The organism is Mycobacterium sp. 852002-51613_SCH5001154, assembly GCF_001667425.1.
In the GTDB taxonomy this organism is placed as follows: domain Bacteria; phylum Actinomycetota; class Actinomycetes; order Mycobacteriales; family Mycobacteriaceae; genus Mycobacterium.
The window spans coordinates 167,385-182,660 of sequence record NZ_LZII01000037.1 but is presented as its reverse complement, the minus strand read 5'-3'; the positions used below and the strand labels follow the sequence as shown (position 1 = coordinate 182,660).

Sequence of the window (15,276 nt, the reverse complement as noted above, 5' to 3'; positions counted from 1 at the left end):
GTTCGGATGGGCCGCAATCGAGGTGAAACCGCGCGAGCGCTGGCTATGATCGGCCCATGACTGACCCCTGCGTGTCGGATACCGTGCAGGTCGACGCCCGCCCGGACGTGGTGTACCGGCTCATCACCGACCTGCCCACGCTGGCCTCGTTCGCAGAGGAGGCGGTGGCGATGGAGTGGTGCAAGGGCGATGCGGCGCGTCCCGGCGCGGTCTTCACCGGGCACAACGAAAGCAGCAAACGGCGCTGGAGCACAAAGTGCACGGTCACCGACGCGGAACCGGGCCGCCTCTTCGCGTTCGATGTGCGGCACTCCGTGCTTCCGATCGCGCGCTGGCAATACGACATCGTCGCGGCCGATGGTGGTTGCCGGGTCACCGAAAGCACCTGGGATCGCCGGCCCGGCTGGTTTCGCAAGATCGCCGGCAAGGCCACCGGTGTGCCAGATCGCGTGGCCGCCAACACCGAACACATCCGGCTCACCTTGCAGCGCCTCAAGCAGCGCGCCGAGTCCGAGTAGCCGGCGACGATGCGACGCGATCCCGCCGTAGCCGTCGTCGGAGCGGGCATGTCGGGCATGTGCATCGCAATCGCGTTGCTGCGCAGCGGGATAACGAATGTCATCATTTATGAGAAAGCCGACGAGGTCGGCGGGACCTGGCGCGAGAACACCTACCCGGGTCTGGTGTGTGACATCCCTTCGCGGGTCTACCAGTACACGTTCGCCCGAAATCCCAACTGGTCGCACCTGTTCTCGCCCGGCCGCGAAATCCAGGCCTATTTCCGCGACGTCGCCGACCGCTTCGGGTTGCGCGACCGCATCCGGTTCGGCACCGAGATCTCCAATGCGCGCTTCGAGGGCGGCCGCTGGCGGCTGCGCACGGACGCCGGGGAGGAATCGAGCGTCGACTTCCTGATCTGCGCCACCGGCGTGCTCCATCACCCCCGCCTACCCTCGATCCCCGGCCTACAGGACTTCGGCGGGCGGGCTTTTCACTCGGCGCGGTGGGATCATTCCGTCGAGTTGCGCGGTCGCCGGATCGCGATCATCGGCAACGGGTCGACGGGCGTGCAGCTCGTCTGCGGCCTGACCGGCGTGGCGGGCCGGGTCATGCTGTTCCAGCGCACCCCGCAGTGGGTGCTTCGGCTGCCCAACCCCCGGTACAGCCGGCTCACCAACATCACCCACAACAGGTTCGGCTGGCTCGACCGGATGGCCTACCGCTGCTACAGCTTCGGCTTCGACCTGTTCGCCGCCGGTCTCACCAAGCCGGGCCTGCGCCGAAAGATCATGGGGGCGCTGTGCCGCGCCAGCCTGCGCGAGGTCCGCGACCCCGAGCTGCGCCGCGCCCTGACCCCCGACTACACGCCGATGTGCAAACGGCTGGTGATGTCCAATGGCTTCTACCGCGCCATCCAGCGCGACGACGTCGAACTGGTCACCGCCGCTATCGATCACGTGGAACCGCGCGGCATCGTGACCGGCGACGGCGTCCTGCACGAGGCGGACATCATCGTGCTCGCCACCGGATTCGACACCCACGCGTTCTTCCGGCCGATGCGGCTGATCGGCCGAGACGGCATCGCCGCCGACGACGTGTGGCGTGACGGCCCGCGGGCCTACCAGACCGTGGCGCTGCCGGGCTTCCCCAACTTCTTCATGATGCTGGGTCCGCACAGCCCGGTCGGCAACCTCGCGCTCACCACCGTCGCCGAATCGCAGGCCGACCACATCCTGCGGTGGATTCAGCGCTGGCGGCGCGGCGAATTCGACACCGTCGAGCCGACCGGGCCGGCGACCGACAACTTCAACGCCAAGCTGCGCGCCGCGATGCCGAACACCGTGTGGACCACCGGTTGCCAGAGTTGGTATCTGAACAAGGACGGGGTGCCCGAGGTGTGGCCCTTCACGCCGGGCGCACACCGCGCCATGCTGGCGAACACCGATCTCGAACAGTACGACTTGCGCCGTCACGTCACCGCCGGCTGAGCCGGTAGCCCAGATGGGCGACCTTGATGCCGGGCAAAGGCTCCCAGTCCATTGTGCGTCCGTCGGCGTGAAAGTCGTTCTTCTCGTAAAAGGTTCGCGCTTGGGTGTTGCGCTCCGCGCACCGCAGGACGACGTCAACCGACGGGCTTTCGGCCAGAGCGGTGGCGAGCAGGCGCTCGCCGACACCGCGCCGTTGGCATTCCGCCGCGATGTACAGCGAGTTGAGTTCGACCTGCTCGGGATTGGCAGGGTCCGGTCCGAAGATGGTCATTCCGATTGTCGCCGAACCTGATTCGGCGACCCACATGCTCCAGTTGCGGCGCTGCAGGATTCGCGGGTACGCCAGCACCGCCCAGCGCCGCGGCGATCCGAGGACGTCGAGGGTGGCGTCCGGCAGGATGCCGGCCCAGGACTGCCGCCAGACCGGATAGTGCATCTCGGCGACGTTCGCGAGATCGGCCGGTCCGGCTTGGCGGATCGTGATGTCGCCCACCGTCACCGGCGGGATTGCTCCAGATAGGCGGCCAGCGCGCTGGTCAGGCCCCGCCGCGCCATGTCCAGGTCGGCGTACGAGCCGAGTTGGCGCTCGGACACCAGCCCGCGCATCGCGCCGGGGATCAGGGCGGCCACCTCGCGCACCCGGTCCGGGTCGACGTCGAGACCGGCGAAGGCATTCTGGCAGGTCTCCAGCCAGCTCTTGCCCCAGGAGAACAACTCGGCGGCGGTGCGCGGGAAGAGCCGCTCGAGCTCGTCGGGGTCGCGGGGGAGCGCCGCACGGAGGTTCTCGATCGCGCGGGAATCCGGCGACGCCAACCCCGTGTAAAGGGTGTCGATGATGGCGCCGACCCGCTCGCGCAGGGGCGCGTCCGGTGAGATCGGCGTTGACAGGGTCGAGAAGGTTGCGGCGCGACGCTCGGCGGTGCGGTGCAGTACCGCCGCCCAGAACCCGTCGGTGTCGCCGAACTGGTACTGCACGGCGCCCCAGGTCGCGCCGATCTCCTTGGCGATGCGATTGGCCGACACCGAGCCCGGGTCGCCGGAGGCCAACGACTTGAGTGCGGCTTCGAGCATGCTCTCGCGCGTGGCGTTGCCACGCCGGTTGGGGCGCCGGTTCGCGGTTCCGGCCCCGCTCACCTGCCGCGTCATCTGCCGAGCGTATCGCACCACCGTAGTTTCATAGAGGGTACTTTGATTTCGTGGGGGCGCGGCCTATCATTCGTTCTCAAGGAGGGATCCCCCATGGCTAAGCCGCCGTTGTCGATGGAACCAACCGGCTGGTTCCAGGTCGCCTGGTCCGACGAGATCGGTATGGGCGACGTGCACAAGATGAAGTACTTCGGCCAGGAGATGGTCGCGTGGCGGGCCGAATCCGGGCAGCTCACCGTGATGAACGCCTACTGCGAACACCTCGGCGCGCATCTCGGTTACGGCGGCACGGTCGTCGGCGAGGTGCTGCAGTGCCCGTTCCACGGGTGGCAGTGGAGCCAGGAGGGCCGCAACGTCCGCATTCCGTACCAGGATCGCCCCAACCGCGGTCGGCGTATTCGCACCTACCCCGTGGTGGAACGCAACGAGTCGGTCTACATCTGGCACGACGTCGAGCGTCGCGAGCCGTACTTTGACGCGCCGGACGTGTTCGGCGCGTTCAGCGACGGCAGCAACCCGGACGACTACTACCCCCAGCGGCGGTTGTACCGGCCGGCCCTGGAGCTCCATCCCCAGTACGTGCTCGAAAACGGTGTCGACTTCGCACATTTCAAGTTCGTGCACAACACGCCGATCGTGCCGGTGTTCACCCGCCACGACTTCGCCGAGCCGGTGTCGTTCGTCGACTTCACCATCACTTTCGAAGGTGACGACGGGCAGAAGATCGAGGACGTCAACAGCGGCGTCGAGGCCATCAACGGCGGGCTGGGCATCGCGGTGACCAAGAGCTGGGGGATGATCGACAACCGCACCATCTCCGCGGTCACCCCGGTCGACGAGTTCACCTCCGATGTCCGCTTCATGGTCTACATCGGCCGCACCCCGGGCAAAGATCCGGCCCGCGCCGAGCTCAAGGCGATCGAGTTCGGCCGTGAAGTGATCCGGCAGTTCGAGCAGGACATCGAGATCTGGCAGCACCAGCGCTACTCCGACCCCCCGGCGCTGGCCACCGACGAGTACGAGGGCTTCACCGCAATCCGCAAGTGGGCCAGGCAGTTCTACCCCGAGGCATTCGCAACGCAGAAAGGCTCAACGGAATGAGTACAGCACCGATCCGCGTCTTCCAAGTGGCCACCGGGAATGTCGGCTCGGAGATGATCAAGCGGATCGCCACCCAGCCCGACCTCGAACTCGTTGGCGTGCACTGCTATTCGCCGGAGAAGGTCGGGCGCGATGCCGGCGAGCTCGCCGGTGTGGCGCCCAACGGGGTGAAGGCCACCGGTTCGATCGAGGAGATCATCGCCGCCAAACCGGACGTGCTCACCTTCCACGGTGTGTTTCCCGACGAGGACCTCTACTTACAGGTGCTTGAGGCCGGCATCAATATCGTCACCACCGCCGACTGGATCACCGGCTGGCACCGCGACAAGAACCATCCGCACCCGTCGGGCAAGCCGGTGAGCCGGCTGCTCGCGGAGGCCTGCGAAAAGGGCGGCGCGACGTTCTACGGGACCGGGATGAACCCGGGCCTGAACCAGATACTGGGCGTGGTGTGTTCGGCCGACGTCGCCGATATCGAGAACGTCACCACCATCGAGTCCGTGGATGTGTCGTGCCACCACTCCAAGGACACCTGGATCGAGGTGGGCTACGGCCAGCCGGTGGACGATCCGGAGATCCCGTCCAAGCTGGAGAAGTACACCCGAGTCTTCGCCGACAGCGTGCTGATGATGGCCGACTGCTTCGACCTGACCCTCGACGAGGTGAAGTTCAGCTACGAGCTGGGCGCCTGCACCAAGGACGTCGACCTGGGCTGGTATACCCTGCCCAAGGGCTCGCTGGGCGGCAACTACATCAGGTACCAGGGCATGGTGGACGGGATTCCCCGGGTCGAGACGCACCTGGAGTGGCAGATGACGCCGCACACGGATCCGAGCTGGAACATCAAGGGCTGCTACATCACCCAGATCAAGGGCGACCCGTGCATCTACAACAAGCACATGATCTTCCCCAAGTCCGGGGTGGACTTGTCGAATCCCGACAACTTCGCCTCCATCGGGATGACCGTCACCGGCATGCCCGCGCTGGCCTCGATCAAGTCGGTAGTGGCGGCGCCGCCGGGGCTCATCACCAGCGCCGACCTGCCGCTGCGCGGGTTCGCCGGGCGGTTCGCGATTTAGGTCAAGGGTCCGAGAGGCGCTCGGGGTGGTGATAGTCGTTGGTGCGCTGCCCGCGGTCGTTGTGCGGCGGTGGTATCCATTCGGTACGCCCGTTGGGTAGCTTCCTTGTGCGCCAGCCCTTTTCGATCAGCTTGTGGTGTGGAGTGCAGGCGAAGGTGAGCTTGTCGGCATCGGTCACACCGCCGGTGGACCAGTCGTCGAGATGGTGAACCTCGCACCAGTAGCCCGGCGCGTCGCAGCCTGGGTGCGTGCAGCCGCGGTCCTTCGCATACAGCACCACGCGCTGATCCGGTGTGGCGATTCGCCGCGTCCGCCCGAGATACAGTGGGCGGCCGGAGTGTTCGTCGAACACGGCCAGATAGTGGTAGGCATGGCTTGCCATCCGGATCACGTCGCGCATCGGCAGCACCGTACCGCCGCCGGTCACCGCGCGCCCGGTGCAACCCGTCAGCTCCTGCAGCGTGGTGGAGACGATGACGGCGACCGGTAGACCGTTGTGCTGGCCGAGCTTCGGATCGCCCAGCTGACCGCGGACCAGGGCGTTGATCGCGTCATGCTGGCGCTGCGCGTGGCTCCGCGCGTCACCGTTCGCGCGCTGCTCGCTGGGCTCCCCCTCGACACAGGGAGTTTCGTCGTCCGGGTTGCACATGCCGGGGGCCGCGAAACGCGCCAGCCAGGCGTCGAGGTTGGCGCGCAACTCCGGGGAAGCGACCAGCTTGCCGACGCTCATCCCGTCGAGCCGTTGCGCGCCCCAGCTGAAGCCGCGCTGCCGGGCGCGGTCGGTGTCGGAGAATTTCCCGTCGGGGTTGATCCACAGGGCGCACTGGTGCGCGACCTTTTGCAGCTGGTCGGGGCGCAGTTGCGCCGCCTGCGACGCCAGGAAACGTTCGGCCGCATCCACCGCCTCGGCGGGCGCGGCGTCCGGCAGGTCGCGCACGAACGCCTGAATCACCCGCAGGTGCTGCCCATCGAGAAGGCCGCTCCGCCACGCCGCTGCGGTGGCCGGCAGCTCCGGCGGCAGCTCCTGGCCGGTGAGGGTCAGGCGCGGCGAGAGTTGCCTGGCGTCTCGAACCCGACGGCACGCGTCGGCATAGCTGATCCGTAGCCAGTCGGCGACGACCTTATGAACCGGACCGCCGACGTCACCGGGATCCTCTTTCACCAAGCCGGCGATCACGTCGGTGCCGACCGCGATCTGGCGCCGGTGGGAGTTCTCCATGGCTTCCAGCACCCGCAGCCGGACGGCGGAGCTCAACCCAGCGAAGTCCAGGTTGCCGATCCTCGCGACGGCCGCATCCAGCGCATCGAGCGCGGCGCTCACGTCGGCCGGAAGAGGAATCGAATGCATGTTCGAATACTATTCGGCTCCGGAGCCTGCGGCCACGAAACTGCGGGCTGCTGTGGATAAACACCCGACTGTGGATGAAGCGGCCCGGTCTAGGGTGAAGCTCATGCGGGTAGGCGTCTTGGGAGCTAAGGGCAAAGTCGGTTCGGCGATGGTGGCGGGCGTGCAGGCCGCCGAGGACTTGACCCTGTCCGCGGAGGTGGACGCCGGTGATTCGCTGAGCATGTTCACCGACTCCGGCACCGAGGTGGTCATCGATTTCACCCACCCGGACGTGGTGATGGGCAACCTAGAGTTCCTGATCGGCAACGGGATTCACGCCGTCGTCGGCACCACGGGCTTCACGCAGGAGCGCCTCGACCAAGTGCGGTCGTGGTTGGCCGACAAGCCTGACACGAGCGTCCTCATCGCCCCCAACTTCGCGATCGGCGCGGTGTTGTCGATGCACTTCGCCAAGCAGGCGGCGCGCTTCTTCGAGTCGGTCGAGGTGATCGAACTGCACCACCCGCACAAGGCCGACGCCCCGTCGGGCACGGCAGCGCGCACCGCCAAGCTGATCGCCGAAGCGCGAAAGGGCTTGCCGCCCAACCCCGATGCCACCAGCACCGGCCTGCCCGGCGCCCGCGGCGCCGACGTCGACGGCATCCCGGTGCACTCGGTGCGGCTGGCCGGGCTGGTCGCCCACCAGGAGATCTTGTTCGGCACCGAGGGGGAGACGCTCACCATCCGCCACGACAGCCTGGACCGCACCTCGTTCGTGCCCGGCGTGCTGTTGGCGGTGCGGCGCGTCCGGGAACGGCCCGGCCTCACCGTGGGCCTCGAGCCCCTGCTCGACCTGCAGTGAACCTGCGATGAACACCGCCCTGCGCACCCAGTTCCTCATCGCGTTCCTCTGCGTGGCGATGCTGGTTTACTTCGTGCTGCTGGGGCGGCTGGCCGTCGCGATGATCGCCTCGGGCCGGGCGGCCGCCGTGGGCCTGGGCCTGGCGGTGCTGATCATGCCCCTGATCGGACTGTGGGCCATGGTGGCGACCCTGCGGTCCGGGTTCGCCCACCAGAAGCTGGCCCACCTGATCGCGGCCGACGGCATGGAGCTCGACACCGCCGCGCTGCCGCGACGGGCGTCGGGCCGCATCGAGCGCGAGGCCGCCGACGCACTGTTCGCCTCGGTGCGCACCGAAGTCGAGGACCACCCCGACGACTGGCGGCGCTGGTACCGGCTGGCCCGCGCCTACGACTACGCGGGGGACCGCAGGCGGGCGCGGGAGGCCATGAAGACGGCGCTGGAATTGCAGGGCCGCCAATGACCAAGACGCTGCTGATCGTCCACCACACGCCGTCCCCGCACTGCCACGAGATGTTCGAGGCGGTCGTCTCGGGTGCCACCGACCCGGAGATCGAGGGCGTCGAGGTCGTCCGGCGCCCGGCGCTGACCGTCTCGCCGGCCGAGATGCTCGAGGCCGACGGCTATGTGTTGGGCAGCCCGGCGAACCTGGGCTACATGAGCGGGGCGCTCAAGCACGCCTTCGACTGCGCCTACTACCAGCTGCTCGACTCGACGCGCGGGCGCCCGTTCGGCTTGTACCTGCACGGCAACGAGGGCACCGAGGGCGCCGAACGCGGCGTCATGTCGATCACCACCGGGCTCGGTTGGACGAAAGCCGCAGAGACCGTGCTGGTTTCGGGCAAGCCGGACAAGAGCGACCTACAGGCGTGCTGGGAACTCGGGGCTACGGTCGCTGCCCAGTTGATGGAATGAGCCGTCTAGGCGAAAGCCGGCTTGAACGCCTCGGCCGGCTGGGCCAGGGCCAGCGCCGAGGTCGTGCCGATCGGCCCGTGCCGGTCGAACAGGGTGGCCGCGCCGGTCGCGACACCGGCCGTCCCGTAGTGGCTCTGCGCCGCCAGGCCCAGGTATTCACCATCGGGCAGGCGGCTCGCGGTGACCGTGTAGTCGGCGTTGATGTAGCGCAATCCGCCGGTGCCCCAATGGGTCAGCGAACTCGTGATGTCGCCGACGAAGGCCAGGCGGGTGAACGGGGTCAGCGGGTGGCCGTGCACCATCGAGCGAAAGATCCGCGTCCAGGCGAACTTCTGGGAATGGGACTGTTCCCACTCGCCGGCCGCGATGCCCGGGCTGCCCGCGGCGGTGGCCCCGTAGCCCCAGATCAGGAACGGCATGTCGGTTCCGAAGCCCTCGGAATCGGCCGGAAGCGGCGGCATTTGAAGGGGCGCGGACCACACCGTCCCGTCGGGATGATCCCCTCGGCGCAGGAACAGCGCGCTGGCCCGCGCGACGGTGTTGCCGTTCTGCACCAGCACCCCGTCGACGAGCTTGATCCGCCGGCCTTCCCGCTGTACCGAGGTCCGAATCTGCACCGGCTCGGGCAACGCCGGACGCAACAGGTCGACCGTGAGGCGGGCCGGCTGGAAGTCGGGTTCGATGCCGGATTGCTCTATGCCCCAATCGAGCAGGCCACCGACGATCTGGCCGCCCATCGCCGCACCCCACGGCCCTCCCGTCAACCGGCCGGGCACATAGCAGTCACCGTCGACAGTGAAGAACGCCTCGGGCATGATGGCGGGATCGTCGATCGTCACCGCTATCACGATAGGACACGCCGATAGTAAGGACCGGGCATGCCTCCAGTGATCGAAATTCCGCGCGACCATAACCCGTTCCCCACGACCGGTGTGTCCCGCGACGCCGACGGCGTCCCGCATTACGACGATTTACCCGCCACGCTGCTGGACATGCTCGCCGAACAGGTCGACCGGCGCCCGGACAGCGAGGCGCTGGTCGAACTCGGTGCCGGTCGGTTGACCTATCGCCAGCTCTGGGACCGCGCCGCGCGCGTCGCCGGAGGGCTGCGCGCCGCCGGGCTGCGACCGGGTGACCGTGTCGCGGTGCGTTACCCGGCCGGCATCGACTGGGTGCTGGCGTTCTGGGGCACCATGATGGCGGGTGGCGTTGCGGTGGCGGTCAATACGCGCTCGGCGCAACCGGAAGTCGAGTTCGTCCTCTCCGACAGCGGGGCGACGGTGGACCTCGCGGCGGACACCCCGCTGCCCGACGGCCAGCCCTACGTGACCGAGCGACTCGGCGCCGCCGACGTCGCCGCGCTGTTCTACACCTCGGGCACCACCGGCCACCCCAAGGGAGTGCCGACCACTCACCAGGCCTTCCTGACCAACACCGAGAACGGGATCCGCTGTCTCGACCAGCCCCGAGACCTGGGCGAAGCAATGCGCACGCTCATCTCGGTGCCGCTGTTCCACGTGACCGGTTGCAACACACAGCTTTTGGTTGCGGCCCGACTGGGCGGGGCCTCGGTGATCATGCCCGCCCTCAACCTGGACGCCCTGATCGCCACCCTGGGCGCCGAGCGCATCTCCGTCATGGTCACCGTTCCGGCGGTCTACGCATTGATGCTGCGGCAGAACGCCTTTGCCGACGCCGACGTTTCCAGCGTCCGCTGGGTGGGTTACGGCGGCGCCCCGATCGCCCCGTCGTTGGTGCGGGCGGTCCAGGACGCCTTCCCGCAAGCCACGGTCTTCAACGGCTACGGCATGACCGAGACCGCGTCGCTGATGACGGTGCTGCCCAGCCGGGATGCCGTCGAGCACGCCGACTCGGTCGGCTACGCGGTCCCGTCCGTCGACCTCGGCCTTATTCCGTTCGGCGGCGACGACCCGGGCGTCGGTGAGTTGGTGGTGCGCGGGGCCAACGTGACCGCCGGGTACTGGAACAGGCCGGAAGCGACCGCGGCCACCATCGTGGACGGCTGGCTGCACACCGGCGACGTCGTGCGGGTCGACGAGGCGGGCCGGGTGTACATCGTCGACCGGCTCAAGGACATCATCAACCGCGGCGGTGAGAACGTCTCCAGCGTCGAGGTGGAGGCCGTGCTGCTGGCGGCACCCCAGGTGCAGGACGCGTGCGTGCTGGCGGTTCCCGACGACGTCATGGGCGAGAAGGTGGGCGCGGTGTTGGTCGGCAGTGCGGACGGGATCGACGTGCCGGCGGTGCTCGACCACTGCCGCGAGCAACTCGCCGACTTCAAGGTGCCGCAATACGTCACGGTGGTCGACGGCGCGCTGCCGCGCAACGCCGGCGGCAAGCTGCTCAAGGGCAAGCTGCGCGAACAGGTGCAGTGGGGAGAGCCGCTGCGATGAGCGCGACCCTGCTGGTCGCCAACCGCGGCGAGATCGCGCTTCGAATCATCCGCACGGCAGTCGAATTGGGCATGCGAACGGTCGCGGTCTACGCCGAAGACGATGCCGAAAGCCCGCACGTGCATGCCGCCGACGAAGCGATCGGCCTCCCCGGCACCGGTGCGCGGGCCTACTTGGACCAGCCCGCCATGCTGGCCGCGGCCAAGAGTTCCGGCGCGGAGCTGATCCACCCCGGATACGGGTTCCTCAGTGAGAACCCCGAATTCGCCCGCACCTGCGCCGGCGCGGGCTACGCATTCGTGGGACCGGACGCGGACGCGCTCGAACTGGTGGGCAACAAGTCCGCCGCCCGCGGCGCCGCCATCGCCGCCGGGGTGCCGGTATTGCCCGCGACCGACGGGCCGAGCAGCGTCGCCGAGATCGAAGCGTTCTTCGAGGCCCAGGGCGGCGCCATCATGATCAAGGCGCTCGCCGGCGGGGGTGGGCGGGGAATGCGCACCGTGCGCAGCGCCGACCAGATCGGCAGCGCCTACCAACAGTGCGCCGCGGAGGCGCAACTGGGCTTCGGCGACCCGGCGCTATTCGCCGAGGCGCTGCTCGACGGCGCGCGGCACATCGAGGTCCAGGTCGTCGCCGCGCCGGCCGGGCACCAAACCCGCGCGCTCGCGCTCGGCGACCGCGACTGCAGCATCCAGCGGCGTTACCAGAAGCTCGTCGAAATGGCTCCCGCCCAAGGGCTTTCCGATGCATTGCGGCGCGGCTTGCATCAGGCCGCGGTCGTGCTGTGCGCGCGGGTCGGGCTGCGGGGGCTGGCCACCGTCGAATTCCTGGTCGCCGGTGAGGAATTCGTCTTCCTCGAAGTGAACCCGAGAATCCAGGTGGAGCACACGGTCACCGAGGAGACGACCGGATTCGACCTGGTGGCCATCCAGTTGGCCATCGCCGGGGGTGCCTCCTACTTTCAGCTCGGGCTGCCGGCCGGGATCGCCTCCGACGGCAACGAAATCATCGGGGAGCCCGCGGCGCATCGCGGCATCGCCATCCAGGCCCGGGTCAACATGGAGACTTTCGCCCCCGACCTCTCCGTTGTGCCCGCGGCCGGCACGCTCACCGCGTTCTCGCCGCCGAGCGGGCCGGGGATCCGCGTCGACACCTACGGCAGGACCGGCCTGGTCGTCACCCCACAATACGATTCACTGCTGGCGAAGGTGGTCGCCCATGTGCACGGGTCGTCGCCGCAGACGGCGTTGCGGAAGGCCCGGACCGCGCTCGCCGAGTTCGGCATCGAGGGGGTCCGCACCAACATCGAGTTCCTCCACGCGCTGTTGGATGACCCCGCCGTTCAATCCGGTTGCGTGAGCACCGGTTTCGTCGACGAGAGGTTGCCCGAGCTGGCGGCGGCGGCCGCGTCGCACCAGCACGACGTCCGTGCGGTTTCGGTCGAGCTCTATCCCGGCGAGGACGTGCTGCGTGCCCAGCTGGCCGGCACGGTGGTCGAGGTGGTGCCCGAAGGCGCCGAACACCCGGCGGGTAGCCAGCTCGTCGTCCTCGAAGCGATGAAGATGCAGCATGTGCTCGTCGCGCCGGACGCGCTGCGGACGGTCCGCAATCTGGTGACGCCCGGGCAGGTCGTCGGAACCGGTGACCCGTTGCTGGTGTTCGCCCGCACCGCTGCCGACGCAAGGGACGACTCATCCACGGCCGCAACGGATCTCGATCGGCCGCGCGCCGACCTCGACGAGGTGCGCAGGCGGCATCTGTTCACCCTCGACGAGGGCCGCGAGGCCGCGGTCGCCAAGCGGCACAAGCAAGGCCGTCGCACCGCGCGGGAGAACATCGCCGATCTGGTCGACCCCGGCAGCTTCGTCGAATACGGCGCGCTGGCCATCGCGGCGCAGCGCAGCCGGCGTTCGGAAGACGACCTCATCGTCAACACCCCGGCCGACGGCCTGGTCGCCGGCCTAGCCACCATCGGCGCGGACCGTTTCGGGCGAGCGGCGGCCGAGGCCGTCGTGGTCTCCTACGACTACACCGTGCTGGCGGGCACGCAAGGCATGCGCAACCACGCCAAGACCGACCGCGTGTTCGACCTGGCCGCCCGCAAACGGCTGCCGGTGGTGCTGTTCGCCGAGGGCGGCGGCGGGCGGCCGGGGGACACCGACGTCGGCGGCGCCGCCGGTCTGGACGTGCCGACCTTCCGGATGCTGGCCGCGCTGAGCGGCCGGGTGCCGCTGGTATCGATCGTCTCGGGCCGGTGCTTCGCGGGAAACGCCGCGCTGGCCGGGGTGTGCGACGTGATCATCGCGACCCCGGACGCCAACATCGGGATGGGCGGACCGGCCATGATCGAGGGCGGCGGGCTGGGGGTTTACCCGCCGGAGGCGATCGGGCCGATCGGCGTGCAGCGGCGCAACGGCGTGGTCAGCCTGGTCGCCCGCGACGAGGCGCACGCGGTCTCGATGGCCAAGCAGTACCTGTCGTATCTCCAGGGCAACGTGGATGATTGGGCGGCGCCCGATCCGCGGCTGGCCCGGCATGTGGTGCCGCAGAATCGGTTACGCGCCTATGACGTGCATCGGGCCATCGAGGCGATCGTCGACACCGGGTCCGTGCTGGAACTGCGTCCCGACTACGGCGTCGGCATCGTCACCGCCCTGGTCCGGGTCGAAGGGGCGGCCTACGGGCTGATCGCCAACAGCACGCATCACCTCGGCGGCGCCATCGACGCGGAGGCGGCCGACAAAGCCGGCGATTTCCTCGCCCTGTGTGAATCGTTTGGGCTGCCGGTGGTTTCGCTCTGTGACACCCCGGGCTTCATGGTCGGCCCCGAGGCGGAGAAGGACGCGGCGGTCCGGCGGTTCGGACGGATGTTCGTTCTGGGTGCGCGCTTGACGGTGCCCGTCGGAATGATCATTTTGCGCAAGGGATACGGGCTCGGGGCGATGGCGATGGCCGGCGGTTCCTTCCGCGCCCCGCAGTTCACCATCGCCTGGCCGACCGGGGAGATCGGCGGGATGGGGCTCGAGGGCGCCGTGCGCCTCGGGTTCAGCAAGGAGCTGGCGGCCGAGGGTGACCCCATCAGGCGCCAGGCGTTGTTCGACAAGCTGGTGGCGGCGGCCTACGAGCACGGCAAGGCGCTACGCGCGGCCACCACCTTCGAACTTGACGACGTCATTGACCCCGCGGACACCCGGGCCTGGATCGCCAGGCTCCGGGAGCCGCGTTTCTCGGGCTGATCAGGCGTGGCCGGAACCGCAGCCGACGCCGGGCAGGCAGCCCTGGCCGCCGGGGATTCCGCCGGGTCCGGCGTTTTGGCCGCCGGAGCCGCAGCCGACGCCCGGGACGCAGCCCTGGCCGCCGGGACCGCCGCCCGGGCCGCTGTTCTGCCCGCCCGAACCGCAGTTGCCGTTGGCGTCACAGCCTCCGCCGCTGGGATCGTCCTTGAACACCACGTGCGTGGGCGCCGCGGACTGCGCAGGTGCGGAAGCCAGGGAATCGGTTACGGCGATCGGCGCGACCGCGATTGCTGCTGCCGCAGCCCCGCCCACCACCAGTCTTTTCGTGAGGGTTAATTTCGTGGACATGCGGTTCGCATACCACGCTGACACACGTGTAAACACATCCATATAGCGAACGGTAAACCGTTGGCTTTCGCGACGGAAGGCGCAGCTCGATGACCTCACTGGATCTGACCGGCCGAACCGCGATCGTCACCGGCGCATCCCGCGGGATCGGGCTCGCGATCGCCCAACAGCTCGCGGCCGCCGGGGCCAACGTGGTGCTCACCGCCCGCAAGCAGGAGGCCGCCGACGAGGCCGCGGCGCAGGTGGACGGCAACGCGCTGGGCGTCGGCGCGCACGCCGTCGACGAGGACGCCGCCCGGCGCTGCGTGGACCTCACATGCGAGCGTTTCGGCAGCGTGGACATCCTGATCAACAACGCCGGGACCAACCCGGCGTACGGCCCGCTGATCGACCAGGACCACGCCCGTTTCACCAAGATCTTCGACGTCAACCTCTGGGCCCCGCTGCTGTGGACCTCGCTCGTCGTCAAGTCGTGGATGGGCGAGCACGGCGGCGCGATCGTCAACACCGCCTCCATCGGCGGCCTGCACCAATCGCCGGCCATGGGCATGTACAACGCCACCAAGGCGGCGCTGATCCACGTCACCAAGCAGCTGGCGCTGGAACTGTCGCCCCGGGTCCGGGTCAACGCGATCGCCCCGGGGGTCGTCAGGACCCGGTTGGCCGAGGCGCTGTGGAAGGACCACGAGGACCCGCTCGCGTCGTCGATCGCGCTCGGCCGCATCGGTGAGCCCATCGACGTGGCCGCCGCCGTGGCCTTCCTGGTCTCCGACGCGGCGAGCTGGATCACCGGCGAGACGATGGTGATCGACGGCGGCCTGCTGCTCGGTGCGGCACAGGGCTTTCGACCGCAGGGCTAG

15 protein-coding genes are annotated in these 15,276 nt (G+C 68.7%); 10 read left to right on the top strand and 5 right to left on the bottom strand.

What is annotated here, in order from left to right:
• The first annotated feature begins 56 nt into the window (after positions 1 to 56).
• Positions 57 to 518 (top strand): SRPBCC family protein, encoded by a 462-nt coding sequence (locus tag A5750_RS10005; protein ID WP_066950502.1) that lies wholly within the window; start codon positions 57 to 59, stop codon positions 516 to 518.
• A 9-nt stretch (positions 519 to 527) separates the two neighbouring features.
• A complete protein-coding gene (locus A5750_RS10000; RefSeq protein WP_067262383.1) occupies positions 528 to 1,988 on the top strand; it encodes an NAD(P)/FAD-dependent oxidoreductase in 1,461 nt (486 codons plus the stop codon).
• Here the strand turns inward: A5750_RS10000 and A5750_RS09995 are convergent.
• Both A5750_RS09995 and A5750_RS09990 read right to left on the bottom strand, forming a co-directional pair.
• Entirely contained in the window at positions 1,975 to 2,487 is a 513-nt protein-coding gene (locus A5750_RS09995; protein ID WP_067262379.1) for a GNAT family N-acetyltransferase, read from the bottom strand. The genes A5750_RS10000 and A5750_RS09995 overlap by 14 nt on opposite strands.
• A complete protein-coding gene (locus tag A5750_RS09990; protein WP_369817318.1) occupies positions 2,484 to 3,059 on the bottom strand; it encodes a TetR/AcrR family transcriptional regulator in 576 nt (191 codons plus the stop codon). The genes A5750_RS09995 and A5750_RS09990 overlap by 4 nt, the downstream gene beginning before the upstream one ends.
• Before the next feature lie 168 nt (positions 3,060 to 3,227).
• Between A5750_RS09990 and A5750_RS09985 the strand changes: the two genes are divergently transcribed.
• Together A5750_RS09985 and A5750_RS09980 are read left to right on the top strand one after the other, a co-directional pair.
• Positions 3,228 to 4,235, top strand: a complete 1,008-nt coding sequence (locus A5750_RS09985) for a Rieske 2Fe-2S domain-containing protein (protein ID WP_066950495.1) — start codon at positions 3,228 to 3,230, stop codon at positions 4,233 to 4,235.
• Positions 4,232 to 5,314, top strand: coding sequence for a dihydrodipicolinate reductase (locus A5750_RS09980; protein ID WP_066950492.1), 1,083 nt, complete (start codon positions 4,232 to 4,234; stop codon positions 5,312 to 5,314). Before A5750_RS09985 ends, A5750_RS09980 begins: the two co-directional genes overlap by 4 nt.
• A 1-nt stretch (position 5,315) precedes the next feature.
• Here the strand turns inward: A5750_RS09980 and A5750_RS09975 are convergent, their stop codons facing one another.
• A complete protein-coding gene (locus A5750_RS09975; protein ID WP_066950489.1) occupies positions 5,316 to 6,662 on the bottom strand; it encodes an HNH endonuclease signature motif containing protein in 1,347 nt (448 codons plus the stop codon).
• 103 nt (positions 6,663 to 6,765) lie between these two features.
• Between A5750_RS09975 and dapB the strand changes: the two genes are divergently transcribed.
• The 3 genes from dapB to A5750_RS09960 are packed head-to-tail and all read left to right on the top strand — an operon-like array spanning position 6,766 to position 8,418.
• A complete protein-coding gene (dapB, locus tag A5750_RS09970; protein ID WP_066950665.1) occupies positions 6,766 to 7,503 on the top strand; it encodes a 4-hydroxy-tetrahydrodipicolinate reductase in 738 nt (245 codons plus the stop codon).
• A gap of 7 nt (positions 7,504 to 7,510) precedes the next feature.
• Complete coding sequence (locus A5750_RS09965; protein WP_066950487.1) at positions 7,511 to 7,966, top strand: hypothetical protein; 456 nt, start codon at positions 7,511 to 7,513, stop codon at positions 7,964 to 7,966.
• Positions 7,963 to 8,418, top strand: coding sequence for a flavodoxin family protein (locus tag A5750_RS09960; protein ID WP_066950485.1), 456 nt, complete (start codon positions 7,963 to 7,965; stop codon positions 8,416 to 8,418). The genes A5750_RS09965 and A5750_RS09960 overlap by 4 nt, the downstream gene beginning before the upstream one ends.
• Before the next feature lie 5 nt (positions 8,419 to 8,423).
• Here A5750_RS09960 and A5750_RS09955 read toward each other — a convergent pair whose 3' ends face one another.
• On the bottom strand, positions 8,424 to 9,257 hold the full coding sequence (locus tag A5750_RS09955; protein ID WP_082959082.1) for a thioesterase family protein: 834 nt from the start codon (positions 9,255 to 9,257) through the stop codon (positions 8,424 to 8,426).
• Between the two features lie 39 nt (positions 9,258 to 9,296).
• Between A5750_RS09955 and A5750_RS09950 the strand changes: the two genes are divergently transcribed.
• Positions 9,297 to 10,832 (top strand): class I adenylate-forming enzyme family protein, encoded by a 1,536-nt coding sequence (locus A5750_RS09950; protein ID WP_197505396.1) that lies wholly within the window; start codon positions 9,297 to 9,299, stop codon positions 10,830 to 10,832.
• Positions 10,829 to 14,068 (top strand): carboxyl transferase domain-containing protein, encoded by a 3,240-nt coding sequence (locus A5750_RS09945; protein ID WP_066950478.1) that lies wholly within the window; start codon positions 10,829 to 10,831, stop codon positions 14,066 to 14,068. The genes A5750_RS09950 and A5750_RS09945 overlap by 4 nt, the downstream gene beginning before the upstream one ends.
• Here the strand turns inward: A5750_RS09945 and A5750_RS09940 are convergent, their stop codons facing one another.
• The gene (locus tag A5750_RS09940; RefSeq protein WP_066950657.1) at positions 14,069 to 14,416 is read right to left on the bottom strand and encodes a PE-PGRS family protein; all 348 of its coding nucleotides are present in this window, start codon (positions 14,414 to 14,416) and stop codon (positions 14,069 to 14,071) included.
• An 89-nt stretch (positions 14,417 to 14,505) separates the two neighbouring features.
• Between A5750_RS09940 and A5750_RS09935 the strand changes: the two genes are divergently transcribed.
• The gene (locus tag A5750_RS09935; protein WP_066950475.1) at positions 14,506 to 15,276 is read left to right on the top strand and encodes an SDR family oxidoreductase; all 771 of its coding nucleotides are present in this window, start codon (positions 14,506 to 14,508) and stop codon (positions 15,274 to 15,276) included.